Origin of the sequence: Ralstonia sp. OTU4908 (genome assembly GCF_038440115.1) — a bacterium.
Taxonomy (GTDB): domain Bacteria; phylum Pseudomonadota; class Gammaproteobacteria; order Burkholderiales; family Burkholderiaceae; genus Ralstonia; species Ralstonia pickettii.
In genome coordinates this window covers 1-25,483 of sequence record NZ_JASATD010000003.1, presented here as the reverse complement: position 1 = coordinate 25,483, position 25,483 = coordinate 1, and the positions used below count along the sequence as shown (strand labels likewise).

Below are 25,483 nucleotides of genomic sequence, written 5' to 3'. Positions count from 1 at the left end.
CGCGTTCATAGCGATGTCTTGATGAGTATTGACCTTAGTGCTGGGTCGACGGCACAGGCAGCGTGCCATCCAGGTCCAGATCACGATCGGGGGCGTCTTCCGAGCGCTGGCCGCGGCGTGCCGCCAGCGTGCGCAGCAGCACGTAGAACACCGGCGTGAGGAACAGGCCGAACAGCGTCACACCCAGCATCCCCGCGAACACGGCCACGCCCATGGCATGGCGCATTTCCGCACCGGCGCCGGTCGATACCACCAGGGGCACGACGCCCATGATGAAAGCGATCGACGTCATCAGGATCGGGCGCAGACGCAGGCGGCAGGCCTCGATGGCGGCTTCCACGATGGTGCGTCCCTGCAGCTCCAGCTCGCGCGCAAACTCCACGATCAGGATCGCGTTCTTGCACGCCAGCCCCACCAGCACCACCAGCCCGATCTGCGTGAAGATGTTGTTGTCTCCATGCGAGACCCACACGCCCAGCATGGCGGCAAACAGGCTCATCGGCACGATCAGGATCACGGCCAGCGGCAGCGTCAGGCTTTCGTACTGCGCGGCCAGCACCAGGAACACCAGCAGCACGCAGATCGGGAAGATCCACACGGCCGAGTTGCCCGCCAGGATCTGCTGATAGGTCAGATCCGTCCACTCGAAGCGCACGCCTTTGGGCAGCGTTTCATGCGCAATGCGTTCCACTGCCGCTTGTGCCTGGCCCGACGAGAAGCCGGGGGCCGGGCCGCCGTTGATGTCGGCAGCGGTGTAGCCGTTGTAGCGCACGACCATGTCCGGCCCGAAGCCTTGCGACACACGCAGCAGCGATGACAGCGGCACCATCTCGCCCGCGGTGTTGCGCGTCTTCAGCTGCAGGATGTCTTCTGCGTGGGCGCGGAACGGCGCGTCTGCCTGCACCTTCACCTGATACGTGCGGCCGAAGCGGTTGAAGTCGTTCACGTACAGCGAGCCCAGATACACCTGCATGGTGTCGAACACGTCCGTGACGGGCACGCCCAGCTGCTTGGCTTTCACGCGGTCCAGGTCGGCATTCAACTGCGGCACGTTGATCTGGTAGCTGGAGAACGACGGGCCCAGCTCAGGCGTCTGGCGTGCCTTCGCCATGAAGGCCTGCGTGGCGGCAAAGAGCTGTTCGTAGCCGACCGAACCACGGTCTTCGATCTGCATCTTGAAGCCACCCACCGTACCCAGGCCCTGCACCGGCGGCGGCGGGAAGACCGCAATGAAGGCATCCTTGATGGCGCCGTATTGCTGGTTCAACTGCCCGGCGATGGCACCGCCCGACAGGTTGGCACCCTTGCGCTGGTCAAACGGCTTGAGCGTGACGAACACGATCCCGGCGCTCGGGCTGTTGGTGAAGCCGTTGATCGACAGGCCCGGGAACGCCACGGCGCTTTCCACGCCCGGGTGCTTGAGGGCGATATCCGACATGCGGCGGATCACGTCTTCCGTGCGGTCCAGCGAGGCACCGTCCGGCAGTTGCGCGAAGCTCACCAGGTACTGCTTGTCCTGCATCGGCACGAAGCCACCCGGCACCTTGTTGAACAGCAGCGCGGTCGCACCGATCAGCGCCAGGTAGATGCCCAGCATGACCGCCTTGCGACCGATCACGCGCGACGTGCTGCGGCCATACGATTCCGATGCGGCTCCAAACACGCGGTTGAACGGGCGGAAGATCCAGCCCAGGCCCTTGTCCATCGTGCGCGCCAGCCAATCCTTCGGCGCGTCATGGCTCTTGAGCAGCAGGGCGGCCAGTGCCGGCGACAGCGTGAGCGAGTTGAAAGCCGAGATGACGGTCGAGATCGAGATCGTCAGCGCGAACTGCTTGTAGAACTGACCGGTCAGGCCCGTCATGAAAGCCAGCGGCACGAACACGGCAATCAGCGTCAGGGCAATGGCGATGATCGGGCCGCTCACCTCGCGCATGGCCTTGTAGGTAGCCTCGCGTGGCGATAACCCTTCGGCGATGTTCCGCTCGACGTTTTCCACCACCACGATGGCATCGTCCACCACGATCCCGATCGCCAGCACCAGCCCGAACAGCGACAGCGCGTTGATCGAGAAGCCGAACATCAGCATCAGGCCAAACGTACCGATGATCGACACCGGCACCGCCAACAGCGGAATGATCGACGCACGCCACGTCTGCAGGAACAGGATCACCACGAGCACCACAAGCGCCACCGCTTCCAGCAGCGTGTGCGTGACGGCTTCAATGCTCGAGCGGACGAACTGCGTCGGGTCATAGACGATGCGGTAGTCCACGCCTTCGGGAAAGTCTTCCTTCAGCTCGGCCATCGTCTTGCGCACGTCATCCGAAATCTGCAGCGCGTTGGAACCCGGCGCCTGGAAGATCGGAATGGCCACCGCCTGCTTGTTGTCGAGCAGCGAGCGCAGGCCGTATTCCGACGCAGCCAGTTCGATGCGGGCCACGTCACGCAGGTACGTGACGGCGCCATCGGGCGAACTCTTCAGGATGATGTCGCCGAATTCCTGTTCGGTCTTCAGGCGCCCCTGCGCGTTGACGGACAGTTGCAGGTCCGTGCCCGGCACCGACGGCGAACCGCCGATCACACCGGCTGCCACCTGCACGTTCTGGTCGCGGATGGCCTTGACCACTTCGTTGGCCGTCAGGCCGCGTTCGGCGACCTTGTTCGGGTCGAGCCACACGCGCATCGAGTAGTCACCCGAGCCGAACAGCTGCACCTGGCCCACGCCGCTGATCCGCGCAAGGCGGTCCTTGACGTTCAACACGGCGTAGTTGCGCAGGTACGTCATGTCGTAGCGGTCGTTGGGCGACAGCAAGTGCACCACCATCGTCAGGTCGGGGCTGCTCTTGATGGTCGTCACACCCAGGCGCTGCACCACGTCGGGCAGGCGCGGCAGTGCCTGCGACACGCGGTTCTGAACGAGCTGCTGCGCCTTGTCCGGGTCGGTGCCCAGCTTGAAGGTGACCGTCGTGGTCATGTTGCCGTCGCTGTTGGCCTGCGACTGCATGTAGAGCATGTTCTCGACGCCGTTGATCTGTTCTTCGAGCGGCGAGGCGACGGTCTCGGCAATCACCTTCGGGTTGGCGCCCGGGAACTGCGCGCGCACCACCACCGAAGGCGGCACGACCTCGGGATACTCCGAGATCGGCAATCGCCAGATCGAGATGATCCCGATCAGCAGGATCAGCGTGGATAACACGCCCGCAAAGATCGGGCGGTCCACGAAAAATTTAGAGAAGTTCATGGCTGTGAGCGATGAGGTTCAGTCGCAATCCGGCGCGCTCAGGCGCGGTCGGCCGGAAGGCGTTGGGCGTTGGCTGTAGTCTTGGCGTTCGCGGGCTTGGTTTCGGCCTTGGCGGCGGGCGCAGCGGATGTGTCGGCTTTCGCCTCGGCGGGTGCGGCCGGGGCTTCCGGCTGTGCGCCCGGCAACACCACGCGCTTGGTGACGAGGCTATCCATGGTCACCGTGTTGGGTGCCACGGCGTCGCCCGGGCGCACGCGCTGGATGCCATTCACGACGATGCGCTCGCCGGCCTTCAGACCCGACTTCACCACGCGCAGGCCGTCAACCGAGGCGCCCAGTACCACCGGGCGATAGCTCGTCTTGTTGGCGGCATCCACCACCAGGACGAACTTCTTGTCCTGGTCAGTACCGATGGCCTTGTCGCTGATGAGGATGGCGTCGTGCGGCGCGCCAGTGCTCATGCGCACGCGGGCGTAGAGGCCTGGCGTGAGCCGGCCGTCCGCGTTGTCGAGCGTGGCGCGCACGCGGATCGTGCCCGAGCGCACGTCCAGCCGGTTGTCGACGGACTGGATCACGCCCTCGCGCGTGTAGCCGTCTTCATTGGCCAGCCCGATGTAGACCGGCGTCTTCGCGCCCTGGGCGGCCTTGGCGGAGTAGCGCAGGTAGCTTTGTTCATCCGCATCGAACGCCACGTACATCGGCGAGACCGATACCAGCGTCGTCAATACCGGGGCAGCGCCACCGGCGGAGACGACGTTGCCGACCGTAATCTCAGCGCGCGACACGCGGCCCGCGACGGGCGCAACGATGTGCGTGTACTCCAGGTTCAGCTTGGCGGCTTCCAGCGCGGCGGCGGCGCCTTGCAGGTTGGCCTGTGCCTCGCGTGCGGCGTTTTCCTTCTCTTCGAACTCGCGGCGCGCGATGGCGTTGTCGGCCACCAGTTTCTGCGCACGGTCCAGCTCCGAGGTGGTGTAGGCCACGCGGGATTTGGCGGCGGTCAGCGCGGCTTGCGTGCGTGCGACTTCGGCGGCGTAGGGGCGCGGGTCGATGGTGAACAGCGCGTCGCCCTTCTTGACGATGCTGCCGTCCTTGAAGTGGACGGCGGTGACGGTGCCGCTCACCAGCGGGCGGACTTCCACGCGTTGAACGGCTTCGATGCGGCCGGAAAACTCATCCCATTCGGCCACGTTCTTGGCCAGGACCGGCGCCACATCCACCGGCGTGGCAGCGGGGGCGGCTGCCGGCTGCTGCGATGCGCCGGCACTGGAGACCAGACCGTAAGTGCCAACGGCTGCAACGCCGAGCACGGCGGCAACCGAAATGGCGAGTGTGCGTTTGGACAGGCTCATGATGACTCTCTCGATTTTGTTGGGTAAGCAAAGAGAAAAAGACTGGATAAAAGCGCTTGGGCCGCAGCGTAGAAATACGCGGGCGGCCTCGCACTCCGTTTCTTGTTGTATGGGTTCAGCCAGGCGTCTCCCCGGTCGGGTCAATGGTGGTGCGGTCCTTCTTATTCGCACGGGGACGGCGTTTGCGCGGGGCGGCCGCCTGGCGCGTCATGCCAAGGTGCCAGCGCAGGAAGCACGTCATCTCGTCTTGCGCGACCGCGCTCATCGCGATCGAGTCATGGCAGGCCTCGTTCACGCGCACGACCTGCGTGACGACGCCCGCTTCAATCAGGCACGCTGCATAGCGCTCTGCTTCGGTGCGCAGCAGGTCTTGCGGCGCAGTGAGCAGCAGGGCGGGGGGCAGGCCCTGCAGGCGGCGCGATTCCACCGGCGCGGCGTAGGGGTGCACGCGCTCGGTCGGGCGGGGCAGATACTGGCGATAGCAATCGGCACAGACTTCAGCCGAGTTGTCAGCGTTGGCCAGGTGGTCGGGGCGCACGCGTGCCATGGTCGGATCGAGCATCGGCGCGATCAGGACCTGTGCACGCAGGTGCGGGCCGCCGCGGTCGCGCGCAATCATCGTCAGCGCGGCCGACAGGTTGCCGCCGGCGTCGTGCCCGGCCACTGCGATGCGGCGGCGGTCGATACCCCATGCGTCGGCATAGTCGGTCATGCAGCACAGTGCGGCGTACACGTCTTCCGGTGCGGCGGGGAAGGGCGCGGCGGGCGCCAGCGAATAGCCGACCGTGACCACCACGGCGGGCAATGTGGCGGCCAGGTAGCGTCCCGGCGCATCGGCATCATCAATGGAGCCGCGCACGAAACCGCCGCCATGCAGGTACAGCACGCCAGGGCGGCGCAGCGGTGCGGCGGCATCGTCGGTGTCCATTTCTGGGCGGAACACACGCAGGCGGATCCGGCCCGCGTAGCCCTGCGTCCAATAGTCTTCGGCCGTGACCTCGCGCGGCAACGGCGCCACGCCGGCCGTTTCCTTGCACGCAGAAGCTTGCTCAGGCAGCGTCGATGCTGCGTCGCGCAAATTGTTATTCAGTGCAACATTTGTGGGAGCGGGCGTTGCGTACGGTCGCGCTGGGCGAACAGCGGCCGATGCCGCATCGCTGGGCGGCGAGCGATCCGAAACAACGAGGCGCGGTGGAGAAGAACCCATGATGTCAGGCAGGGCTTACCTTTGCGGATCACCCGGATATCGATGGGCTGAATGATGGTGATTAGACGAACGCGGATAAATGCCTATAATCAGACATCACTATTAGTTGCAGCCGAACAATCAGAATTTACGGTTGTGCTACAAAGTGTCCATGCTCAAGGCCGATCTTGTTGCACTGCGAAAACCCGTAGTCGCAGCTTTCCTGATCGCGCCTGATGCTTAGAACGCGTACGTGTTCTGGAGCATGAGCAGACCCCTTGATTCCACAAGTCCGGCGCATTGCCCGTTTTGATTCGGGCAGTGCGCCCGCCCCGTGGAGTCCGTCCCTAAGGAGCCGCAGATGGATCGCTTGCAGGCCATGCAGGTTTTCACGCGCGTCGTGGAAGCCAGCAGCTTCACCAAGGCTGCCGACAGCCTTCAGTTACCCCGCGCCACGGTGACGAACCTGGTGCAAAGCCTTGAGGCGCATCTCGGCGTGCGCCTGTTGCACCGGACCACGCGCCGCGTGAATGTCACCGCCGATGGCGCTGCGTATTACGAGCGCTGCGTGCGTCTGCTCGGCGATCTTGAAGAGACCGAGGCTGCGTTCTCGCAAAGCTCGTCGGGCGCGCGCGGCACCTTGCGCATCGACGTGCCTGCGTCGATTGGCAAACGGTTGCTCGTGCCGCGCATTCGCGATTTTCACGAGGCGTACCCCGATCTTCAGTTGGAGATCGGCATGAGCGACCGCACCGTCGACCTCGTGCAGGAAGGCGTGGATTGCGCGGTGCGTGGCGGCGAATTGCAGGACTCCAGCCTCGTTGCGCGGCGCATCGGCCAATTGTCGATGGTCAATTGCGCGTCACCGGAATACCTTGCCCGCTGCGGCACGCCCAAAACGTTGGAGGACCTGCAGGACCACACTGCGGTGAATTACTTCTCGGCGCGCAACGGCCGCCGCATGGATTGGGATTTCGTGATCGACGGGCAGAAGCAGATCCACAAGGTCCGAAGCATGGTGTCCGTCAACGATGCCGAATCGGCAGTGGCGTGCGGGCTGCATGGCCTCGGGCTGCTGCAGACTTCGCGCTTCCTGGTGTACGAGCATCTGATGTCGGGCGCTCTGGTGGAAGTGCTGCCGGACTATATTTCCGAACCCGTGCCGGTATCGGTGGTGTATCCGCACAACCGGCATCTGTCGCCCAAGGTGCGCGTGTTTGTGGACTGGGTGGCGACGCTGTTTGCCGATCATCCGTGCTTGCAGCTGAAGGAAAACCCCCGGCTGCAGATTGTTAGCGCCGCCTGAACAGTTATTTCCGCAAAGTCGCATTTATCAGACGGGAGCAACGATCTATTCTGCCTTCCAAGCGCAACAACGAGCGCAAATGAACAAGGATCAGATCATGAACTCCCGCCTCTTCTCCGCCTTCTCCCGTCGCGCTGTCCTGGCCATGGTGGCCACCGTGTCGGCTTCCGCTGCGCTGCTGTCGCAGCCCGCAACGGCGTCCATCCAGCCCAACTTTGACGCTCCGGCCGCAACGCAGGCTGGTCGCTTTGATCCGTACACGCAAGGCGCTGACCGTCAGGCCGACACGTATGGCTACCTGTCGTGGAACGGAGATGCGAGCTATCCGAACGGCGGCGCTGCATCGCGCGCATAAACCGCGCATCGACTGAATTTTTTTCCTCCCTGTTTGCGGCGTGGCTTGAGCGGTCACGCCGCATTTTTATTATTCAGGCGCCCGGCAAAACCCTTGCGGCGCGACCGTGCCAAGGCACCCATGTTGGGTTGGGAGTATCGTGGCAGGCATGCAAACCGTCGTCCTCACGTTCGATTCCAATCTAACGCCGCTTCTTCCGCAGGCGTTGCGCGGGCATCCCGTTGCACGCGCGTGGGCAGACGGCGCCACGCTCAAGCACGCTATCGAGGCACTTGGCGTGCCGCATACGGAAGTTGGGCAAGTCCTGGTGGACGGCCGGCCCATGGCGCTGGAGGCCATGTTGCCCGCCCGGGGCTACGTTGCCGTTTCAGCGGTGGAGCCCCTGTTGCCCACCGCGCCGCTGCACTTTCTGTGCGACGCCCACCTGGGCGCCACGGCGCGCTTGCTGCGCATGGCCGGCTTCGACACCGCCTACGACAACAACTACGCCGACGCAGCCATCGAAGCGCTCGCCCATGAGGAAGACTGGATCGTGCTGTCGCGTGACCGTGAGCTTCTCAAGCGGCGCGGCATCCGGCGTGGCGCGTTCATCCGTGCGCGCGAGCCGCAGGCACAGATGCGTGAAATCGTCACACGCCTGCGGCTCGCTGATGTGGCGAAGCCGTTTTCGCGCTGTCTCGAGTGCAATGTGCTGCTGCGAATGCTGAGCCAGGAAGAGGCTTCGGCCAGCGTGCCGCCCCGCGTGCGCGAGCGCCAGCGGCTCTTCAGCACCTGCGATGTCTGCCGGCGTATCTATTGGCCCGGTTCGCACTGGGCGCGCATGAATGCCGTGCTGGCCGACATGCTGTGGCCCGAGGCCGGCGCATCGGCTGACTCAGCGGAAACCGCCGAGCGCATGCCGCGCACTGGCAGCGCAGGCGCCTGACTACTGGGGCGACGCGTTGCGCAAATCGGCGACGAAGCGTTCGCGCCAGATGGTGAGATTGGCCGCACGCAGCCTATCCATCATGTGGGCGTAGCGCGCCTTGCGTTCTTCCAGCGGCATCGTCAACGCACGGTTCAGCGCCTCGGCCATGCCGCGCGTGTCATACGGGTTGACGATCAGTGCGGCATCCAGCTCGCGCGCCGCGCCGGCAAAGCGCGACAGCACGAGCACCCCCGGGTCTTCCGGGTCTTGCGCGGCCACGTATTCCTTGGCGACGAGGTTCATGCCGTCGCGCAGGGGCGTGACATAACCGATCTGCGAGCTGCGGAAAAGCGCCATCAGCACGCGCCGTTCGTACTGCTTGTTGATGTAGCGGATGGGTGTCCAGTCCAGCTCCGAATGCTTGCCGTTGATGCGGCCTGACTCGGCTTCCAGTCGCTGCCGGATCTGCTGATAGCTCTGCACGTCCTGGCGCGAGGTCGGCGCAATCTGGATGAACGTCACATGCCTGCGGTGGTCCGGAAAATCATCCAGCAACTGCTCGAACGCGCGGAAGCGTTCCGGCAAGCCCTTCGAATAATCCAGCCGGTCCACGCTCATGATGAGCTTCGTGGGCTGCTGACCTTGGCCTTGCCCCTGAGGTGCAATCCTCTCGCCGCGCACACTCGCATGCCGTGCGAACGGATTGCGCCGTGCCAACGACGCCTTCGCCTGCTGCGCGATCTCGTCCGGATGCACGCCGATCGGGTAGACCTCGGCGCGCAGCGTGTGGCCATAGGCGTGCACGGGGCCGTTCTGTTCCTTTTGTTCGATGTAGCCGCGCGCCTCGCGCTCGATGTAGTCGTAGAAGGCGACACGATCGGTCTCGGTCTGGAAACCGACCAGATCGTACGCACACAGCGCGCGCATCAGGTCTTCATGCGGCGGAATCGTCGTCAGGATTTCCGGCGACGGAAACGGAATGTGCAGGAAGAACCCGATGCGGTTGGTGAGCCCCAGCGCGCGGCACTCCGCGGCAAAGGGGATCAGGTGATAGTCGTGTACCCAGAGGATGTCGTCGGGCTGCACCAGCGCCTTGAGCTGATGCGCAAACTGCGCATTGACGCGCCGGTAGCCGTGGTATTCCTGGCGCTCGTAGCGCGACAGATCCACGCGGTAGTGGAAGATCGGCCACAGCGTTGCGTTGGCAAAACCGCGGTAGTACTGGTCGTAGTCCTTGCGGTTCAGGCCGACGGTGGCATAGGTGATGTTGCCCTTGGTGACGATGTTCGGCTCGTGCGACACGGTGGTCGCGGTTTCGCCGCTCCAGCCAAACCAGATGCCGCCGGTTTCGCGCAGCGCGTCGAACACGCCAACGGCCAGGCCCCCCGCCGTCCCCTGGCCTTCGGCAACGGGCGCGACGCGGTTGGAAACCACAATGAGTCGGCTCATGCGGCACCTCGCTCGGACGGGGCCGTGAGCGTTGCCAGCCAGGCCCGCAATGCCGCCGCATCTGGCACGCGCCAACGCGCCTGGCTCGGGCCTGCGCCGACCTTGATCGACCAGCCGTCCAGCGCATTGACGGCATCGAACGCGCTTTCATCGGTCAGGTCGTCGCCGGCAAACAGCACGGTGCGGCCCATGAAAGGCGGCTCGGTCATCAGTGTGTGGACCACATCGCCCTTGCTGGCGCCACGCGGTTTGAGTTCGACGACCATCTTTCCCGCCTGCAGGCGCACGTGGTCGGCATAGCTGCGCGCGAGACGGTCGGCCAACGTCAGCACGGCGTTTTCGGCTTCAGGTGCGTGGCGGTAGTGCAGGGCAAACGCAATGCCCTTGCTCTCCAGCACCACGCCGGAGAACTGCGTCGACAACTGCGTGAGTTCTGCGCGCAACTCGCGCTCCAGTTGCGCGAGTGCATCTGCGTCAGCGTTCAGGCGGACGAAGCCGCCGTCTGCATAGCGGCGTTCGGCGCCGTGCACACCGGCGATGGCGAGGCCGGGCAGAGACAGGCGCGACTCCACGTCATGCACCGTGCGCCCGCTGATGATCGCCAACGCGCCCCCGCTGGCGGCATGCAGCGCGGCCAGTGTTTCGCGCAGCGGCGCAGAAACATGCACCGCTTCGGGTTGCGGCGCGATATCGACGAGGGTGCCGTCAAAGTCGAGCAGGAAGGCCGTTCGGCCCAGGTCGAGCGAGGGCAGGGGCGCCGCGTTGGCAGAAGACTGGGGAGAGACGTTCTTGGACAAACCGGTTCTGGTGAATGTGCGTGATGCGCCTGTTCACGCAAGAACCGGGCCGACCGCGCCCGCCGTTGTCATTTCGGCATTCGCGGCGGGCGGGAGAGGGTGGCGAGATTGTAAAAATGGGCACGTGATGCAAAACCTTCACATCCCACGTGCCCAAGGCGTCACAGCGATGCCGCCAGACGCGTTCCCTGGTCGATCGCGCGTTTGGCGTCCAGTTCGAGCGCCTCGTCCGCACCACCGATGACGTGCACCTTTGCGCCGCCCGCCTGCAGCGGCGCAACGAGTTCGCGCAATGGCTCTTGCCCGGCGCACAGCACGATGGAGTCAACCGGCAGCCATTCGGCGGCCTCGCGTTTTTCGCCGTAGCTCACGAGCAGGCCTTCGTCGCCGATGCGCTCGTAGTTCACGCCACCCACCATGCGCACGCCCAGATTCTTGAGGCTGGTCCGATGAATCCAGCCCGTGGTCTTGCCGAGACCGCCGCCGAGTTTGCCGGCACGCCGCTGCAGCAGGACGATGTCGCGCGCGGGTGTTTGCGGTTCGGGGCGGATGCCATCCACACCGCCACGCACTTCGGTCGGATCACCCACGCCCCATTCGGCGCGCCACGTCTGCAGATCGAGCGTGGGCGAGTGGCCATCAAGCGCGAGGAATTCCGCTACGTCAAAGCCGATGCCGCCTGCACCGACAATCGCGACGCGCTTGCCCACCGGCTTGCGATGGCGCAGCACATCGATGTACGACAGCACGCTCGGATGGTCCTGCCCCGGAATCTTCGGGTTGCGCGGCGATACGCCCGTCGCGATGATGATCTCGTCGTACTTGGCCGCAAGAAGCTGCGGCGCATCCACGCGTGTACCGAGGCGCAGCGTCACGCCCGTTGCTTCGACGCGGCGCGTGAAGTAACGCAGCATCTCGTGAAACTCTTCCTTGCCCGGGATCGTCTTCGCCATGTTCAACTGGCCGCCGAGTTCCGGTGCTGCATCGAACAGGTCCACGGCGTGCCCACGCTCGGCCAGTGTGATGGCTGCCGACAGGCCCGCAGGCCCGGCGCCCACCACTGCAAAGCGACGCTTGGCGGGCGTCGGTCGAAGGACGAGTTCCGTCTCGTGGCATGCGCGCGGGTTGACGAGGCAGCTCGCAATCTTGGCCTTGAAAGCGTGGTCCAGACACGCCTGGTTGCAGGCGATGCAAGTATTGATGTCCTGCGCGCGGTTCGTTGCAGCCTTGCGCACGAAGTCGGCATCGGCCAGCAGCGGCCGCGCCATCGACACCATGTCGGCGCAGCCGTCGGCCAGCACGCTCTCGGCCACCTCCGGCGTGTTGATGCGGTTGGACGTCACCAGCGGAATGCCGACCTCGCCCTTCATCTTTTTCGTCACCCACGCAAACGCCGCGCGCGGCACGCTGGTCGCAATCGTCGGGATGCGTGCCTCGTGCCAGCCGATACCCGTGTTGATGATGGTGGCGCCTGCGCGCTCCACAGCCTTGGCGAGCTGCACGACTTCTTCCCACGAGCTGCCGTCCGGGATCAGGTCGATCATCGACAGGCGATAGATGATGATGAAATCCTTGCCGACCGCCTCGCGTGTGCGCTGGACGATTTCCACGGGCAGGCGCATGCGGTTGGCATAGCTGCCGCCCCAGTCGTCCGTGCGCTTGTTGGTGTGCGTGACGAGAAACTGGTTGATGAAGTAGCCCTCCGAACCCATGATCTCAACGCCGTCGTAGCCGGCTTCGCGGGCCAACTGGGCGCAATGCACGAAGGCGCGAATCTGGCGCTCGATACCGCGCGCGGACAACTCGCGCGGCGTGAACGGGCTGATGGGTGAGCGCAGCGCCGTGGGCGCGACCGCGAACGGGTGATAGCCATAGCGGCCGGTGTGCAGGATCTGCAGGGCGATCTTGCCGCCTTCTTCATGCACGGCGTTGGTGACCGTGCGGTGGCGGCGTGCAGCGCCATGTGTGGCGAGGCGCCCGGCAAAGGGCTTGGTCCAACCCGCAATATTCGGTGCGAATCCGCCCGTGACCATCAGGCCGACATCGCCGCGTGCGCGCTCGGCAAAGTAGGCGGCCAGCCGGTCGAAGTGGTTGCCATCTTCCAGCCCAGTGTGCATCGAGCCCATCAACACGCGGTTCTTGAGCGTGGTGAAGCCAAGGTCGAGCGGTTGGAGCAGGTGGGGGTAAGGCGAGGAGGGCGTGGAGGAGGACATGTCCGGCGCAGGGCAGCGGCGCTGCGATGAGGTGGAAACGCGCCGGACGGTAGCACCCAAGCGCCCGTTGGAACAACAGGGCGGGGTTCTAGATGTGTGGGCTGCGCGTCAGGATTTTCCCGACTTATTCGTGTCGTCTTCGACCGGCTTGCCGAGCAGCGCCTTCAGCAGTTTGTTCTGGGGAATCGCCTTGCCGGTGCCCTGGCCGGGCTTGCCGGTGCGCTGGCTGTCGCGCTTGAGGTTGTTGGCGATCTTGAGGCCCTTGAGTTTTTCGAGGTCGGTTTTCTTCACGATGAGGTCCGCAATGGGATACATGAACTGCGTGTTACGCTCGGCAGGATACGCGAATTGCCCCACCCCCGGTTCGCCCACGCCTTGTCTTTCTGCATTTCCGCTGCCGCAGTGACTGCATTCACGCCGCCCGCCACGCCCGTTCCCGATCTGTTCCAGCCCAGCCTGCACGACTGGGCCGAGCAACCTGCCCAAGCCTTTGAGCACTGGCTGGCGGCACGCGGCTATCGCGAATCGTCGGCGACGGTGTATCGCGCGATGTGGCGCAAATGGCTGCGCTGGGCCGAGTCGCATCAACGCGCCTTGGCCGATTGGAGTGCGGGCGACATCGCCGCCTTTCTTGATGAATCGGGTCTGACCAAGCTGCATCGCTACCGCTACGCGCGCCTGATCGAACGCGTCTTCCATCAGATCGAGCAACAACGCACGGGCACGCACAACCCTGCAAGTTCCGCAGTACAGCAGAAGCTTGCGGAGGGCGAGAACGATCCGACCACGTTCCTTTCGCTGGCCGAACGGGCGGCAATCGAGTCGTCACTGGAGGTGGGTGCGCAGGCCGGCGAGGCTGCGGCCAACGCCAGCGCGTTCAAGCTGGCGCGCGACCGCGCACTTGTCGCCGTGTGCCATGGCGCGGGGCTGAAGGTCGCGCAGGTGCAATCGTTACTGCTGCGCCAAGTGGATGAGTCGCTGGAGACGATCACCGTCGAGCGCTCGCGCGGCCCGTCGTACCAAGCGCCCGTGCTTGAGGCCGCGCGTCCTGCACTGGCCGCGTGGCTTGCGGTGCGCGCCCACGCAGAGGTGCCGGGCGAGCGCGTGTTCGTTGCCGACGCCGGCGGACGGCTATTGCACGCGGCGTCTATTTACCGGCGCGTTGAGGCTTGGCTCGCCGCGCTGCCCGCGTTGCTGCACCGCAGCGAAAGGCTGTCGCCACAGACGCTGCGCAACGGCTACACCGCCGCACTGTTCGACGCAGGCGCGGACCCTGCTGAGGTGGGGTACGCCCTGGGCCTGCGCGATGCCACTTCGGCATGGCGGCTGCGTGCAGCCTATGCTGAGTGGCAGGCCGCTGCTCATCCGGACCGACAGGCGTAGGCCGATTTTTGTACAACGCAGGCTGCAAACCGCCCGCAAGCGGAGAGCAGGCTTTGCTATGATCGCGCTGTTTTACGCGCTGCGAAGCGGGTCGGCGCAGCGTAGAACGACGATGCCCGGTTCAAACCGGCACGCTAGCTCTCTCCTTCCTCGATACCTCGCACCCCATGACAGAAACGATTCTGCTGACCGGCGCTACCGGCTACATCGCCTCGCACACCTGGGTTGAACTTCTGGATGCGGGCTACCAGGTGATCGGTCTCGACAACCTCTGCAACAGCAGCTCGACCGTGCTCTCGCGCATCGAGCAGATCACGGCCAAGACGCCAAAGTTCGTGCAAGGCGACGTGCGTGACCGCCGCCTGCTCGACGACCTCTTTGCCAGTTCGCGCATCTCTGCGGTCATCCATTTTGCGGCGCTCAAGTCGGTTGGCGAATCGGTGCAGAAGCCGCTGGCCTATTACGACAACAACATGGGCGGGCTGGTGACGCTGTGTGCGGCCATGGCGCATGCGAATGTGCGTCAGCTGGTGTTCAGCTCGTCGGCAACGGTGTATGGCAATCCGCATACCGTGCCGATCACCGAATCGTTTCCGCTCTCGGCCACCAACCCGTACGGCCAGACCAAGGTGATGGGCGAGCAGGTGCTGCGCGACCTGGAGATTTCCAATGCCGCGTGGCAGATCGCTTACCTGCGTTATTTCAATCCGGTAGGCGCGCATCACAGCGGCCTGATCGGCGAAGACCCACGCGGCATCCCCAACAATCTGATGCCGTATGTGGCACAGGTAGCGGTGGGCAAGCGCGAGAAGCTTTCCATTTACGGCGGCGACTGGCCCACGCCCGACGGCACCGGCGTGCGCGACTACATCCACGTGGTGGACCTTGCGCGCGGGCACCTGTCGGCGCTCGACACGCTGCGCCGCGATGCCCGCGGCTTTACCGTCAACCTCGGCACGGGCCGCGGGTATTCGGTTCTGGAAGTGGTGGAGGCCTACAAGCGCGCCAGCGGCAAGCCTGTCCCGTATCAGATCGTGGATCGCCGCCCCGGCGATATTGCAGCGTGCTATGCAGATCCGGCTCTTGCGGCCTCGCTGCTGGGGTGGCGCGCGCAATACGGCATCGAGCGCATGTGTGAGGATTCGTGGCGTTGGCAAAGCATGAATCCGGACGGCTTTCAAACCCGTGGTTGATGCATTGAACTACTCGAACCCACAGGAGACGCCCCTTCGTGGATAAGGCGTTGATCGCCCACCTGGTCAATATGCTGGCGCAGGCGTTGTTGCCTGCGTTGCTGCCGTTTGTCGTGGCCTGCGGCGCGGGCAGTCTGCTGCTGCGTCTGCTTGATGACTTGCGCAGTGCGACGGCCCCGCGCACGCGCGTGCCACTGGTGATGACAGCGTTGTTCTCGGCGGTCGGGCTGTGGGCAGTGCCGCTGCTGCCGCTGCTTGTGCATTGGCCGCTGCACGAAGGCCCCGCGGTGCTTGTGATGACGCTCGCGTCGTTCTGCTGGAGCCTGGCTGTGGCGGCGCTGTGGTGCGTGCTGGGCGGCCGTGCGGGCCTGATGCGCGCCCTGTTGCTCGGCGTGTTGCTGAGCGTAAGCGGCCCCGTGGCGGTGTTGCTGCTGGCCGGCGTGACCAGCTTCAGCGCCACCGCCTGGGAAGACGCCGGGCTGCTCGGCATCGTCATGGTGCTGTCGGCGATGGCGTGTGCGGCGGCGCTGCAATTTGCGCTCTCGGCGCGGTCGGGGGCGACCGGGGTAGCGGTACGCCGCCCGGGCGTGAGTCTGTTTGTCAGCGTGCTGTTTGGCGTTGCGTTGACGGCGGATGCGGTGTACACGGCGTCGCTCGCAGGCTCGTTTTCGACGCTTTCCGACATGCCCGGCAATGCGCCGGCAGGGTTGCGGTTGCTGCTCGTGGTGGGTGCGGCTGCAACAGTGCTCGCTGCTTTGCTGCTGGGCTATCGGGATCGTGCAACAGGCGACACAGCGGCCGCCGTTGCCACACGCGAAATCCGTCTGCGCAAGGAAACCGTGCAGGCGCTCAACGACCTGGAGCAGAGCTACCGCCGCCGCGAGGCCGAACTCGTTGCCCGCCATCAACTGCTGCTCGACGGCGCAGATGTCGGTCTGTGGGAGTTCGATCTGGTCACCCGCGCTGCGCAGTTCTCCGCGCGCTTTGCCGCCATGCTGGGCTACACGCTCAAGGAGATCGGCCCAAGCACGAGCGAGTATCTCCGCCTGGTGTACCCGGATGATCTGCCGATGGTGCTCAATCGCATCCAGGCGCATGTTGACGGCACTACGCCGGCTTACGTGGCGGAATTCCGCATGCGGCACAAGGACGGCAGCTATCGCCAGATTGCTGCGCACGGCGTGGCAGTGCGCGACGCCGGTGGCAATGCCGTGCGCATGGCAGGCTCGCATATCGAGGTGGCTGCAAAAGCAGCCTCGGCGGTGGTTGCCGGCTCAGCCGCTTCGATCGTTGCCGAGGCACCGGAAACGCTGCGTCGCCATGGCTTATGGGAATCGTGGACGCCTGCCGACCATCCCGCCGCAGAAGCTGTCGCACCGCAGACAGAATCGACATCACCGCCTGGGCCCACTACGACGTCCACAGGCGGCGCGCTTCCCAGCATCAATCCCGACGCCTTGCGTTGAGGCGTCTTTCTCTGTGTCCCCTTTCCTCCGCGGTGACTTGGCACTTGGGTAGATGTCCTACTCAAGTTTTTCGCATATGTGTTCGATAGCTCAAGCAGAGCGTGTGTAATCGCGCCAGGGGAGCGCCGCGATCGGTAACTGTGCCTAGCGGACAAAAAGAAAACGCTTGGAGGAAGGAAGATGAATCGACTCACGCTTCGTCAGAAGCTGTGGCTGCCACTTGTCCTGAGTTGGCTTTGTCTGTTGTTGATCACATTGTGGAGCACTTGGGAGACCCGCACCCTGCGCCTGGAAGAACGCCAGCGCGACTTGAAGAACATCAGTGAATCCGTATTCAGCATCATCAAAGACTACGGACAGATGGCGCAAGACGGCAAGCTCGCCGCCGACGAGGCGCGCGCCCAGGCCCTCGCGCGCATCAAGATGATCCGCTACGGCAAGGATGGCTACTTCAGCATCAACCAGACCAACTCGGTGATGGTGATGCATCCGATCAAAGCCGAAATGAACGGCAAGGACATGTCGGGTTTTACCGATCCGGCAGGGAATCATCTGTTCGAGGAAATCTCTCGCGTGGGCAAGAGCGGCGGCGGCTTTGTCGATTACCTATGGCCCAAGCCCGGCGCGGAAGCGCCGCAGCCGAAGAAGAGCTACGTGCTGTATTACCAGCCTTGGGACTGGTGCCTCGTCACGGGCACGTATATGGACGACATCGAGACCGCATTCCACGCGTCGCTAATCAAGGCGCTGGGGCTGCTGTTTGGTGTCGGCTTGCTGATGACTGTAGTGGTCGTGGCCGTTACGCGCAGCCTGCAGCGCCAGTTGGGTGGCGAGCCCGCTTATGCTGCCCGCATTGCCGGCCGCATCGCCGCGGGTGATCTGGCTGTGCCGGTTGAAACCCGCTCGGGGGATCGCGACAGCATGCTCTACGCCATGGCGCAGATGCAGCGTGAGCTGACGAGCACGATCGGCAACATCAAGAGCTCGGCGGATTCCATTGCCAGCGCCACCAAGCAGATCGCTGCCGGCAATGCCGACCTGTCGCAACGTACGGAGCAGCAGGCCTCGTCGCTGGAAGAAACGGCATCGAGCATGGAGGAACTGACGAGCATCGTGAAGCAGAACGCCGACAACGCGCGTCAGGCAAGCACGCTGGCCGTCAACGCGTCGGATATTGCGGTCAAGGGCGGAGAGGTGGTCGGGCGCGTGGTCGAGACCATGTCCGGCATCAACGAGAGCAGCAAGAAGATTGCCGACATCATCGGTGTGATCGAGGGCATCGCTTTCCAGACCAACATCCTGGCGCTGAACGCTGCCGTGGAGGCCGCCCGCGCGGGCGAGCAGGGCCGAGGCTTTGCCGTGGTGGCGGGCGAAGTGCGCAGCCTGGCGCAGCGCTCGGCGAGCGCTGCCAAGGAAATCAAGGACCTGATCGGCGATTCGGTGGGCCGGGTGCAGAACGGATCGGCGCTGGTGGAAGAGGCTGGCGTGGTGATCCAGGACGTGGTGACTGCCGTGAAGCGCGTAACGGACATCATGGGCGAGATCTCGGCGGCGTCCGACGAGCAGAGTTCCGGCATCGAGCAGGTCAACCAGGCCGTGAACCAGATGGACGAAGTCACGCAGCAGAATGCTGCGCTCGTGGAGCAGGCTGCGGCCGCTGCGCTGTCGCTGGAAGAGCAGGCGCAATTGCTGCGTACGGCTGTGGGGCGCTTCCAGGTATAACTGCGCCTGACCACGGTCAGCCAGACATGCAAAAGGCCGGCAAATTCGCCGGCCTTTCTCTTCGTGGTTTCCGGCGCGCCTCTTTGTGCGGGCTCGGAATGCCGCGCTGGAAGCGCTGCTCAGGCGACCAGAAAATCCTCCATCTTCCGGCCCGACGAAAGCTCCTTTACCAGCCAGCCCGGGCGCTTGCCACGGCCCGTCCAGGTATTGCCGTTGTTGTCGCGGTAACGCACCGGCACCTTACGGCCAGCCTTCTTCGAGGCCACGGCACCCTTGGCGCCAAAACCGAGGTCTTCGGCGGTCAGGCCGTATTCCACGATCTTGTGCTTGATTTCAGCGATCACCGTCGCTTGTTCATTTGCCCGAAGTTCATCGGCTTGGCGCTGCAGTTCAGAGATCTTCTGAACGATTTCCTTGTAAGTCGGCATTATGGATTCCTCAACTTTGCAATTGAAACGCGGGCACGCTCCCCGTAGCCCAGCGCATTATAACGACTTTGCCATTGAGAATTGAATTTCGTTAAGACCTCATGTCAACGACGTGGATTTTCTGCCTCACTTTACTTTGCGCTAACCTGCATGGGATGGGCGTTTACGCGATGTGTCGAAATCGTAAACATATGAACCATTGCAAAACCATTGGGCCATATTGCAATCGAGGCAACGCACCAACTACGCAATCCCTATTCAATTCTTTTCTTATGTGACTGCTTCATTGCTTCGGCAATTGCCGGTGGTCTTGGCCTAATATCGGCGAATGCGAAGATGAAAGGTTGCTGAAGCGTGATACCGAATGCGTCAAAATGGCGCATTTTCTGTGCCGCCTGTTCAGGCGTACTCGACTCCGAGCAACCCTTGAAAATCCTTGGCTGGCATCGGACGCGCCAGCAGATAACCCTGAACCTGGTCGCATTGCAGATTCACCAGGGCCTGCATTTGCGCTTCGGTTTCCACGCCCTCCGCCACCACGGTCATGTCCAGCGAGTGCGCCATCGCGCAAATGGCGCGAATGATGGCGGCTGCCTCGGGCGGATTGTCATCGAGCGCGGAGACGAATGCGCGATCGATCTTGATCTGCTGGGCGCGAAATCGCTGCAGATAACTGAGGCTGGAATAACCGGTCCCGAAATCGTCAATGGCCACCTCGAAGCCGAGCGACTGGATCTGACGGATGACCGCGATGCTTTGGCTGGCATCGCGCATGGCCGCGGTCTCGGTGATCTCGAACATCAATCGATGTGCGGCAACCTGATAGCGATGCAGGATCTGCGACAGACGCTGCACGAGATCAGGTTGCTGGAATTGCCGTGGCGAGAGGTTGACGGCAATGCGCTGCGGCGCCATGCCGATGGCATCCCAGTGCATGATCTGGCGACAGACTTCTTCGACCACCCAGTCGCCCAGTTCGACGATGGTGCCGGTGCGTTCGGCCAATGGGATGAACTCCGCTGGCGACACCGGGCCAAGCTCCGGGTGGTTCCAGCGCAGAAGTGCTTCAGCGCCCGCCATGGCCTGCGTGCGCGCGTCGTACTTTGGCTGGTAATACACCGACAGCTGCCCGTTGAGGGCCGCATGCGAGAGCGCACGTTGGATCTGCAGCACGCGGTGTGCCGTGGTGTTCAGGCGCGGCTCGAAGAAGCGGTAGGCGTTGCCGGTGGATTGCTTGCAATCGAACATGGCCGTGTCGGCATGTTCAAGCAGCGTGTCTGCCGTCGCGCCGTTGTGAGGATGAACGACTACGCCAATGCTGGCGGTCGCGCGCAGGCGCCGGCCTTCCACTTCCACCGATTCACGCAGGCGAAACAGCAGCTTGTCGCCAATGGTGGCGGCAGCCTCGGGCAGCGCCAGACCTTCAACGAGGATGCCGAATTCGTCGCCGCCAAGGCGTGCCACGGTGTCTTCGCCGCGAATCGCCTGGCGCAGGCGCTCGGCAATGATCTGCAGCACACGGTCACCGGCGTTGCGGCCGTATTGGTCGTTGATCTGCCCGAAATTGTCGAGATCCAGATAGAAGAGGGCAAACGGACGCCCGCGTCGCGTGGACGACAGGATTGCCGCCTCCAGCGCTTCGCGCAGATGCAGGCGGTTCGGCAGGCCGGTCAGCGCGTCGTGGAGTTGGGGCCGGGGCGTCTGGTTTGCCACGCGCGCCAGCGAAGCTTCCAGGTGCGCCTGCGCCGAGTCGACACGGGTCTCGAGCATCATCAGCACCGCGTGCAGGCCCAGTGCGATCAACACGCCGCCGGCGCTGAGCATGATGACGGGCACGATATGCATCGTTGATTCATCGGCCGGCCAAGCGGCGGCGCACGGCCACAGCACGAGCGATAGCACCGCAGTTGTCGCCAGCACGGCTGCGGCACGTGCGCGCAGACCCACGGCGGCGCGGCGCTGCGCGGGCGGCATATGAAATGCCATGCACATCGCCAAGCACACGCCTGCACCAAGCACCAGCGTACCGCCGCCCCAGCCAAGCACGGTGCGGCGCAGCGACAATGCCTGGTCATGCACCCAGGGGCGTGTCAGATACAGCTCCATCGTCAACAGGCCGATGCCAAGCGCCACGGCGCCCATGGCAATGCTGCGTCGTTGCGGAGCCGGTGCGCCATTGGAAGCCGAAGTCTCCGGCAACACGATGGAGAAAGCTGCCAGCGAGGCCGCCAGCGCTGTCATGAGTGTCGCCACAATGGGCGCGGATACGGCCGCACCGACCTGCCGATGCAGGCCGAGCTGGCCGAGCCAAAGTCCCGACCACAGCCCAATGCCAAGAATGACCGCACAGGCGATGCGCCAGTTGCGGCGTTTTGCGATCGTCGAGCCCCCCGGCAGACGTGTCGCAGCGTCCAGTGCGGCAAACGTGGTCAGCCCAGTGCTGACCCACGCAAACAGCAGCAGCGCAATATGGAAATCGTTATGCATGCGAGCGCATCCGGCGCGGCCCCCCGATCTACGACCAGCGCCTAGTCTGTGTTTTGCGGCGAGGATAGCGCAAAAGCCTGTCGTTTCAGGCCGCGAAAAGGCGCGTTTGTTGCGCGTTATTCACAGAATGCGTCGGGATCATTCGCCGTTACCGCTTCGCATCAAGCAAGCATGACGGCGCCACGCCTGTCTTGGGGGATCGGCAGAAACCGCCGAAACGTGAGCCGGGTATACGCGGATGGCTCGCCGCTCGTGATTGGGCGTTGGAAGTCAGGCGAAGGGGGGAGGAAAATCGCGCACGGACTCAGGCGTTGAGACGGCCCCGCCGGCGCGCAGCCGGAGTGGCAGCGCCAGCACGTTCCAGATCGACGCTGGGCAACAGATGCAGCAGGCGCACAAGCTCAGACTGGCGATGCGTGCCGGTCTTGCGCAGGATGTCACGGATGTGCACGCGCACCGTGTGCAGCGAAAGGAATTCGCGCTCGGCAATTTCCTGCAGCGTTTCGCCCGCAGCCAGCCGTGCAGCGACGATGCACTCCTTGTTGGTCAGCCCGAAGAGCGACGCCAGAACACCGGCGTCCATGACGGAGCGCGTCTCGGAGTTGCCGACCAGCACCAGCGCCAGCGGCGAAGCCCAGGTCGAGCGCATTGCATCGGAGGGCGCAAGTGGTGTGGCAATGAACGGCACCGGACGCCCATCACGCGCCAGATACATCCACGAGCCGGCGGCGCCTTGCATGCCCAGCGACCCGGCGGCATGTTCGATGAGGTTGCGCAGTGCTGCGTCGTGTGTGTGGTCTGCTGAATGCAACATGCCGCCATCAAGCGACAACCGGTCGTCTCCCGCCGTCATCGTGCGGGCCCAGGCGTTGGCGTATTTCACGCGCATGGTGCGCTCGATGACCATCACGCCGAAGTCGAGCGTATCCAGCCCGGCCATGCCGAGCGCGGCGAGTTCGTTCAGCTCAAGATTGCGCTGCTGCATGCGCGCAGCCCGCTGCAGGTGCGGCAGCACGCGCTGCAGGCGGGTTTCGCGTTCGATGGTGCTGACTTCGGATGCATCGTCATCGCGGGTCCGCAGCCGCATCGTGACGCGCATGTCTGGCGTATCGATCAGTGTCATGCCTGCCGCAGGCGTCTCTTCGGGCGGCGCGGCGCTCAGCAGTTGCGGATCGTGACAGAAGCTGTTGCAGTGGCCCGGCTGCGGGCAGTGCTGGCACCAGCCCGACGAAACGCCTTGGCGCGGCGTGTCGGTGTGCTTGTCCCAGACGAAATAGTGTGCGCTTTCGGCGCCGGCATACACAGAAAGCAGGGCCAGGGCGATCGGCATCTGCGCAGGCTCGAGTACCGCTTCGTAGATGGTATCGACGAGTCGATGGAATTCTGCGTCATCCGATAGACGTTGCAGCATGATGGCCCCCGGTGCGTATTGCGACAGCTCAGAGTGCAATCCCTTGCTGTCGGCATGTTGCGGCGCGATGCCGCCGTCGCTGTCATGATTATTGTTGTTCTGCGCGACTTCTGTGGTAATCGGCAACTCTTTGGAAAAACTGAACATTCCGCTTTCGATGCTCCCAAATTCCGGCGGCGATGTATCTCCCCCTTGAGAGGGGAGTATGGGCGACTTTCAGCGCTGAAAATATAAAAAATATAAAAAATTCGTGCACATGTTCACAATGCTGGCGTGCGTCAGTTGAACTGATACGTATAGGCTGCGTTGAACCGCAGGCTGCGGGAGCTTGAGTTGATCGGCTTGTCTCCCACGGGGCGCGCGATGGCCAGGTCCAGCGTGTAGTACTTCCGATCGGAGAAGCGCACGCCCAGAGCAATCGAGCCGAGCTGGTCATGCACCAGCGTGCCTGCGTTCGAATAGACCTTTGCGGTGTCGTACAGCACGTAGGGCTGCACGGTCTTCAGATAGTCCATCGATACCTGGAATGCGCGGTTGATTTCCACCGATGCGCCCCAGCCGCGATCACCTGCCACTTCACCGGCCGGATAGGCGAGACCGAAGAAGCGTCCGCCAAAGCTGATCTGCTCCGACGATGGAAGCACCGCGCCGCTGTACTGCGCTGCCCCCGACACCACCACGCCAAAGCCCAGGGGCAAGTCGTGGGCTTCGCTGGCGGTGACGCGCGTGCGCAGGAAGCCCAGGTCAACGTTGTTGTTGGGCGATTTGCCTGCGCCAAGACTATTCACGCCTTGGTACACGCCAAGCGACGCACGGCGCGTCTCGCCGGGCTTCACTTCGGTGTACAGCGCTTCGGCGCCCGCCACGCGCACCTTCGCATCCAGTTCGGTCTGCGCAAAGCCCGGGTTTTGCGGCGTATAGCGCTGCTTGTCGTCGTTGCCGTAGAAGGTGCCCGTCAGCGTGAGGTTGCGGGTGTTCGACAGCAGTACCGGATAGCTCAATGACAAACCGAGCCGCTGCGTGTCGGTCAGGTAGCGCGATTGATAGCCCAGTTGCTCCAGCGGCAGATTCTCGGGCATGCCGCGATAGTGCGACCACGTGAGCTTGGCCAATAGCCCATCGGTGCCAATCGGCTGCGCCCACGTGGCGGAGTAGAACGTTTCATGGTCCGGCCCGCGCGGCTGCAGGGTCGACACCGTGATCTGCTCGCCCAGCGGCGTCACGCTGTTGAGCGTGCCCGTGATGATGGCCCGCACACCCGGCGAACGGTATTCGATGCCCGTCCCGATCGTGTACGGCTGGCGCTTCACGTTCAACACGAGTTCGCTCGCACCATCGGTGGTGGTGGGCGGCTGCACGGTCGCGGTGATCTGCACGCCGGGTTGCAGGGCCAGCACGCCCGTCACGCGCTCGAATGTCTCGCGGCGCAGGGGCTTTTCATCCATCAGGCGCCGAGAGATTTCGCGCAGGCGGCCTTCCAGCGGCCCAGGTGTCCCTTCGATCCGCATGCGCGCCACATAGCCCTCGACTACGGTGACGCGCACGACACCGCCTTCAAACGTTTGTGCGGGCACAAAGGCAAACGACAGCGGGAAACCGCGGTCGGCATACAGCTTGGTGACCTCGTTCGCAGCCTGCAAGAGTTGCGCGACGGTGATGTCGTGTCCGGCCAGCGGCGCGAAATACGCCGCGACCTCTGGAAACGGCAGTGTCTTGACGCCTTCGATCTGGAACTTGGTCGGCGTGAGATGCGTGGCGAGCAGATTCTCCAATGCCGGATTCGGTCGCTGAACCTCGACCTGGATTTTCTGCTGGGGCGGACGGGAAGTATCGACCTTGGGAAGCGTGTCGATCGGGTTGCCTTGCGTTGGGCTGCTCTGTGCCCAGCTCAGTGCCGGGCCGGTCAGTGCTACGCCTGTGGCCAGGGCCAACCGCATGGTGGTGGTCCGCACGCCTGTCTCCTCCGTGGTATTCGTTTGTGGTGTCGCGATGCCGTACAGCCGCGCGTTGCATCAAACGATAACCGCGAGACATGGTGCTTTACAACAAGACACATAGAGGGAGCGTTCACGCGGCGCAACGGCCCACGTAGATACCGATGGTGCGTGGCCGCGCCCCCGCGAACCGAATGACGATGCCGCATTGCACGGCATTGGTCCGTTTGAAACGCGACAGCGGCGGGCTGGCGTGATAACCGGCCCGCCGAAGCGTTGACTGTAGATCAGTGGTGCGCGCCGCCCAGCACGCCGCCCACCGTGCCCAGCAGACCGCCCACTGCGCCAGTCACCGGCGAGAGCGGTGTTGTCGCACCTGCCGACGTCAGACCCGTACCCACCGTGGTGACCACGCTGCCAACCGGCGCCGTGATCGTGCTGACCGGCCCCAGCGGGTTGCCGGCACCACCTGCTGCACCGCCCACGCTGCCCAGCGCGCCGGTAATCGGAGCGAGCGGGTTGCCACCACCCGTAGCCCCGCCCAGCCCACCGAGTGCACCAGTAATCGGAGCGAGCGGGCTGCTGCCACCCGTGGCGCCACCGAGACCGCCCAGCAGACCGGTGATCGGAGCGAGCGGGCTGGCGCCGCCGGTGCC

Annotated in this window: 18 protein-coding genes and 1 pseudogene; 7 read left to right on the top strand and 12 right to left on the bottom strand. The window is 64.1% G+C overall.

The annotated features are described in order from the left end of the window. Nucleotides 1-34: 34 nt before the first annotated feature. The 3 genes from AAHM38_RS03645 to AAHM38_RS03635 form a co-directional block, all read right to left on the bottom strand. Entirely contained in the window at nt 35-3,241 is a 3,207-nt protein-coding gene (locus AAHM38_RS03645; protein WP_116575194.1) for an efflux RND transporter permease subunit, read from the bottom strand. Nucleotides 3,242-3,279: 38 nt separating this feature from the next. Further along, nucleotides 3,280-4,590: an efflux RND transporter periplasmic adaptor subunit gene (locus tag AAHM38_RS03640; protein ID WP_116575193.1), complete on the bottom strand. Its 1,311-nt coding sequence runs from the start codon at nt 4,588-4,590 to the stop codon at nt 3,280-3,282. A gap of 115 nt (nt 4,591-4,705) precedes the next feature. Continuing rightward, nucleotides 4,706-5,797 carry an alpha/beta hydrolase gene (locus tag AAHM38_RS03635; protein WP_116575192.1) on the bottom strand — a complete coding sequence of 364 codons (1,092 nt, stop codon included), beginning with the start codon at nt 5,795-5,797 and terminating at the stop codon, nt 4,706-4,708. A 340-nt stretch (nt 5,798-6,137) separates the two neighbouring features. On the opposite strand from AAHM38_RS03635, the gene AAHM38_RS03630 reads away from it, so the two are divergent. From AAHM38_RS03630 to AAHM38_RS03620, 3 genes are all read left to right on the top strand, one after another. Next, nucleotides 6,138-7,082, top strand: coding sequence for a LysR substrate-binding domain-containing protein (locus AAHM38_RS03630; RefSeq protein ID WP_065854630.1), 945 nt, complete (start codon nt 6,138-6,140; stop codon nt 7,080-7,082). Nucleotides 7,083-7,179: 97 nt separating this feature from the next. Next, on the top strand, nt 7,180-7,437 hold the full coding sequence (locus AAHM38_RS03625) for a hypothetical protein (RefSeq protein WP_116575326.1): 258 nt from the start codon (nt 7,180-7,182) through the stop codon (nt 7,435-7,437). Between the two features lie 148 nt (nt 7,438-7,585). Then, nucleotides 7,586-8,362, top strand: coding sequence for a Mut7-C RNAse domain-containing protein (locus tag AAHM38_RS03620; protein WP_103519099.1), 777 nt, complete (start codon nt 7,586-7,588; stop codon nt 8,360-8,362). Here AAHM38_RS03620 and otsA read toward each other — a convergent pair whose 3' ends face one another. From otsA to AAHM38_RS03600, 4 genes are all read right to left on the bottom strand, one after another. Beyond that, nucleotides 8,363-9,793 carry an alpha,alpha-trehalose-phosphate synthase (UDP-forming) gene (otsA, locus tag AAHM38_RS03615; RefSeq protein WP_009240627.1) on the bottom strand — a complete coding sequence of 477 codons (1,431 nt, stop codon included), beginning with the start codon at nt 9,791-9,793 and terminating at the stop codon, nt 8,363-8,365. Further along, nucleotides 9,790-10,590, bottom strand: a complete 801-nt coding sequence (otsB, locus tag AAHM38_RS03610) for a trehalose-phosphatase (RefSeq protein WP_116575191.1) — start codon at nt 10,588-10,590, stop codon at nt 9,790-9,792. Before otsB ends, otsA begins: the two co-directional genes overlap by 4 nt. 161 nt (nt 10,591-10,751) lie before the next feature. Then, nucleotides 10,752-12,803: an NADPH-dependent 2,4-dienoyl-CoA reductase gene (locus AAHM38_RS03605; protein ID WP_103519098.1), complete on the bottom strand. Its 2,052-nt coding sequence runs from the start codon at nt 12,801-12,803 to the stop codon at nt 10,752-10,754. Nucleotides 12,804-12,911: 108 nt separating this feature from the next. Then, nucleotides 12,912-13,118 carry a hypothetical protein gene (locus tag AAHM38_RS03600; RefSeq protein ID WP_009240630.1) on the bottom strand — a complete coding sequence of 69 codons (207 nt, stop codon included), beginning with the start codon at nt 13,116-13,118 and terminating at the stop codon, nt 12,912-12,914. A gap of 87 nt (nt 13,119-13,205) precedes the next feature. Here AAHM38_RS03600 and AAHM38_RS03595 point away from each other — a divergent pair, with 87 nt between their 5' ends. The 4 genes from AAHM38_RS03595 to AAHM38_RS03580 all read left to right on the top strand — a co-directional run bounded on the left by AAHM38_RS03595 (nt 13,206) and on the right by AAHM38_RS03580 (nt 18,567). Beyond that, the gene (locus tag AAHM38_RS03595) at nt 13,206-14,186 is read left to right on the top strand and encodes a tyrosine-type recombinase/integrase (RefSeq protein WP_103519478.1); all 981 of its coding nucleotides are present in this window, start codon (nt 13,206-13,208) and stop codon (nt 14,184-14,186) included. Nucleotides 14,187-14,353: 167 nt separating this feature from the next. Continuing rightward, the gene (gene galE / locus AAHM38_RS03590; RefSeq protein ID WP_103519097.1) at nt 14,354-15,379 is read left to right on the top strand and encodes a UDP-glucose 4-epimerase GalE; all 1,026 of its coding nucleotides are present in this window, start codon (nt 14,354-14,356) and stop codon (nt 15,377-15,379) included. 38 nt (nt 15,380-15,417) lie between these two features. Further along, nucleotides 15,418-16,845: a PAS domain-containing protein gene (locus AAHM38_RS03585; RefSeq protein ID WP_103519096.1), complete on the top strand. Its 1,428-nt coding sequence runs from the start codon at nt 15,418-15,420 to the stop codon at nt 16,843-16,845. Between the two features lie 180 nt (nt 16,846-17,025). After that, the gene (locus AAHM38_RS03580; RefSeq protein ID WP_103519095.1) at nt 17,026-18,567 is read left to right on the top strand and encodes a methyl-accepting chemotaxis protein; all 1,542 of its coding nucleotides are present in this window, start codon (nt 17,026-17,028) and stop codon (nt 18,565-18,567) included. Between the two features lie 119 nt (nt 18,568-18,686). Here AAHM38_RS03580 and AAHM38_RS03575 read toward each other — a convergent pair whose 3' ends face one another. The 5 genes and pseudogenes from AAHM38_RS03575 to AAHM38_RS03555 all read right to left on the bottom strand — a co-directional run. Continuing rightward, nucleotides 18,687-18,995, bottom strand: coding sequence for an H-NS histone family protein (locus AAHM38_RS03575; protein ID WP_004627393.1), 309 nt, complete (start codon nt 18,993-18,995; stop codon nt 18,687-18,689). 399 nt (nt 18,996-19,394) lie between these two features. After that, nucleotides 19,395-21,482 (bottom strand): putative bifunctional diguanylate cyclase/phosphodiesterase, encoded by a 2,088-nt coding sequence (locus AAHM38_RS03570; protein ID WP_116575190.1) that lies wholly within the window; start codon nt 21,480-21,482, stop codon nt 19,395-19,397. A gap of 304 nt (nt 21,483-21,786) precedes the next feature. Further along, nucleotides 21,787-23,040: a helix-turn-helix transcriptional regulator gene (locus tag AAHM38_RS03565; RefSeq protein ID WP_116575189.1), complete on the bottom strand. Its 1,254-nt coding sequence runs from the start codon at nt 23,038-23,040 to the stop codon at nt 21,787-21,789. A 131-nt stretch (nt 23,041-23,171) separates the two neighbouring features. Continuing rightward, nucleotides 23,172-24,845, bottom strand: coding sequence for a ShlB/FhaC/HecB family hemolysin secretion/activation protein (locus AAHM38_RS03560; RefSeq protein WP_116575188.1), 1,674 nt, complete (start codon nt 24,843-24,845; stop codon nt 23,172-23,174). Between the two features lie 269 nt (nt 24,846-25,114). Continuing rightward, nucleotides 25,115-25,483 (bottom strand): annotated as a pseudogene (locus tag AAHM38_RS03555) (collagen-like triple helix repeat-containing protein); the annotation flags it as partial.

What these genes read in the sequence shown, in the direction of transcription:
- AAHM38_RS03645 (WP_116575194.1), bottom strand. Translation starts at nt 3,241, where the DNA reads ATGAACTTCTCTAAATTTTTCGTGGACCGCCCGATCTTTGCGGGCGTG.
- AAHM38_RS03640 (WP_116575193.1), bottom strand. Translation starts at nt 4,590, where the DNA reads ATGAGCCTGTCCAAACGCACACTCGCCATTTCGGTTGCCGCCGTGCTC.
- AAHM38_RS03635 (WP_116575192.1), bottom strand. Translation starts at nt 5,797, where the DNA reads ATGGGTTCTTCTCCACCGCGCCTCGTTGTTTCGGATCGCTCGCCGCCC.
- AAHM38_RS03630 (WP_065854630.1), top strand. Translation starts at nt 6,138, where the DNA reads ATGGATCGCTTGCAGGCCATGCAGGTTTTCACGCGCGTCGTGGAAGCC.
- AAHM38_RS03625 (WP_116575326.1), top strand. Translation starts at nt 7,180, where the DNA reads ATGAACTCCCGCCTCTTCTCCGCCTTCTCCCGTCGCGCTGTCCTGGCC.
- AAHM38_RS03620 (WP_103519099.1), top strand. Translation starts at nt 7,586, where the DNA reads ATGCAAACCGTCGTCCTCACGTTCGATTCCAATCTAACGCCGCTTCTT.
- otsA (WP_009240627.1), bottom strand. Translation starts at nt 9,793, where the DNA reads ATGAGCCGACTCATTGTGGTTTCCAACCGCGTCGCGCCCGTTGCCGAA.
- AAHM38_RS03605 (WP_103519098.1), bottom strand. Translation starts at nt 12,803, where the DNA reads ATGTCCTCCTCCACGCCCTCCTCGCCTTACCCCCACCTGCTCCAACCG.
- AAHM38_RS03600 (WP_009240630.1), bottom strand. Translation starts at nt 13,118, where the DNA reads ATGTATCCCATTGCGGACCTCATCGTGAAGAAAACCGACCTCGAAAAA.
- galE (WP_103519097.1), top strand. Translation starts at nt 14,354, where the DNA reads ATGACAGAAACGATTCTGCTGACCGGCGCTACCGGCTACATCGCCTCG.
- AAHM38_RS03580 (WP_103519095.1), top strand. Translation starts at nt 17,026, where the DNA reads ATGAATCGACTCACGCTTCGTCAGAAGCTGTGGCTGCCACTTGTCCTG.
- AAHM38_RS03575 (WP_004627393.1), bottom strand. Translation starts at nt 18,995, where the DNA reads ATGCCGACTTACAAGGAAATCGTTCAGAAGATCTCTGAACTGCAGCGC.
- AAHM38_RS03570 (WP_116575190.1), bottom strand. Translation starts at nt 21,482, where the DNA reads ATGCATAACGATTTCCATATTGCGCTGCTGCTGTTTGCGTGGGTCAGC.
- AAHM38_RS03565 (WP_116575189.1), bottom strand. Translation starts at nt 23,040, where the DNA reads ATGTTCAGTTTTTCCAAAGAGTTGCCGATTACCACAGAAGTCGCGCAG.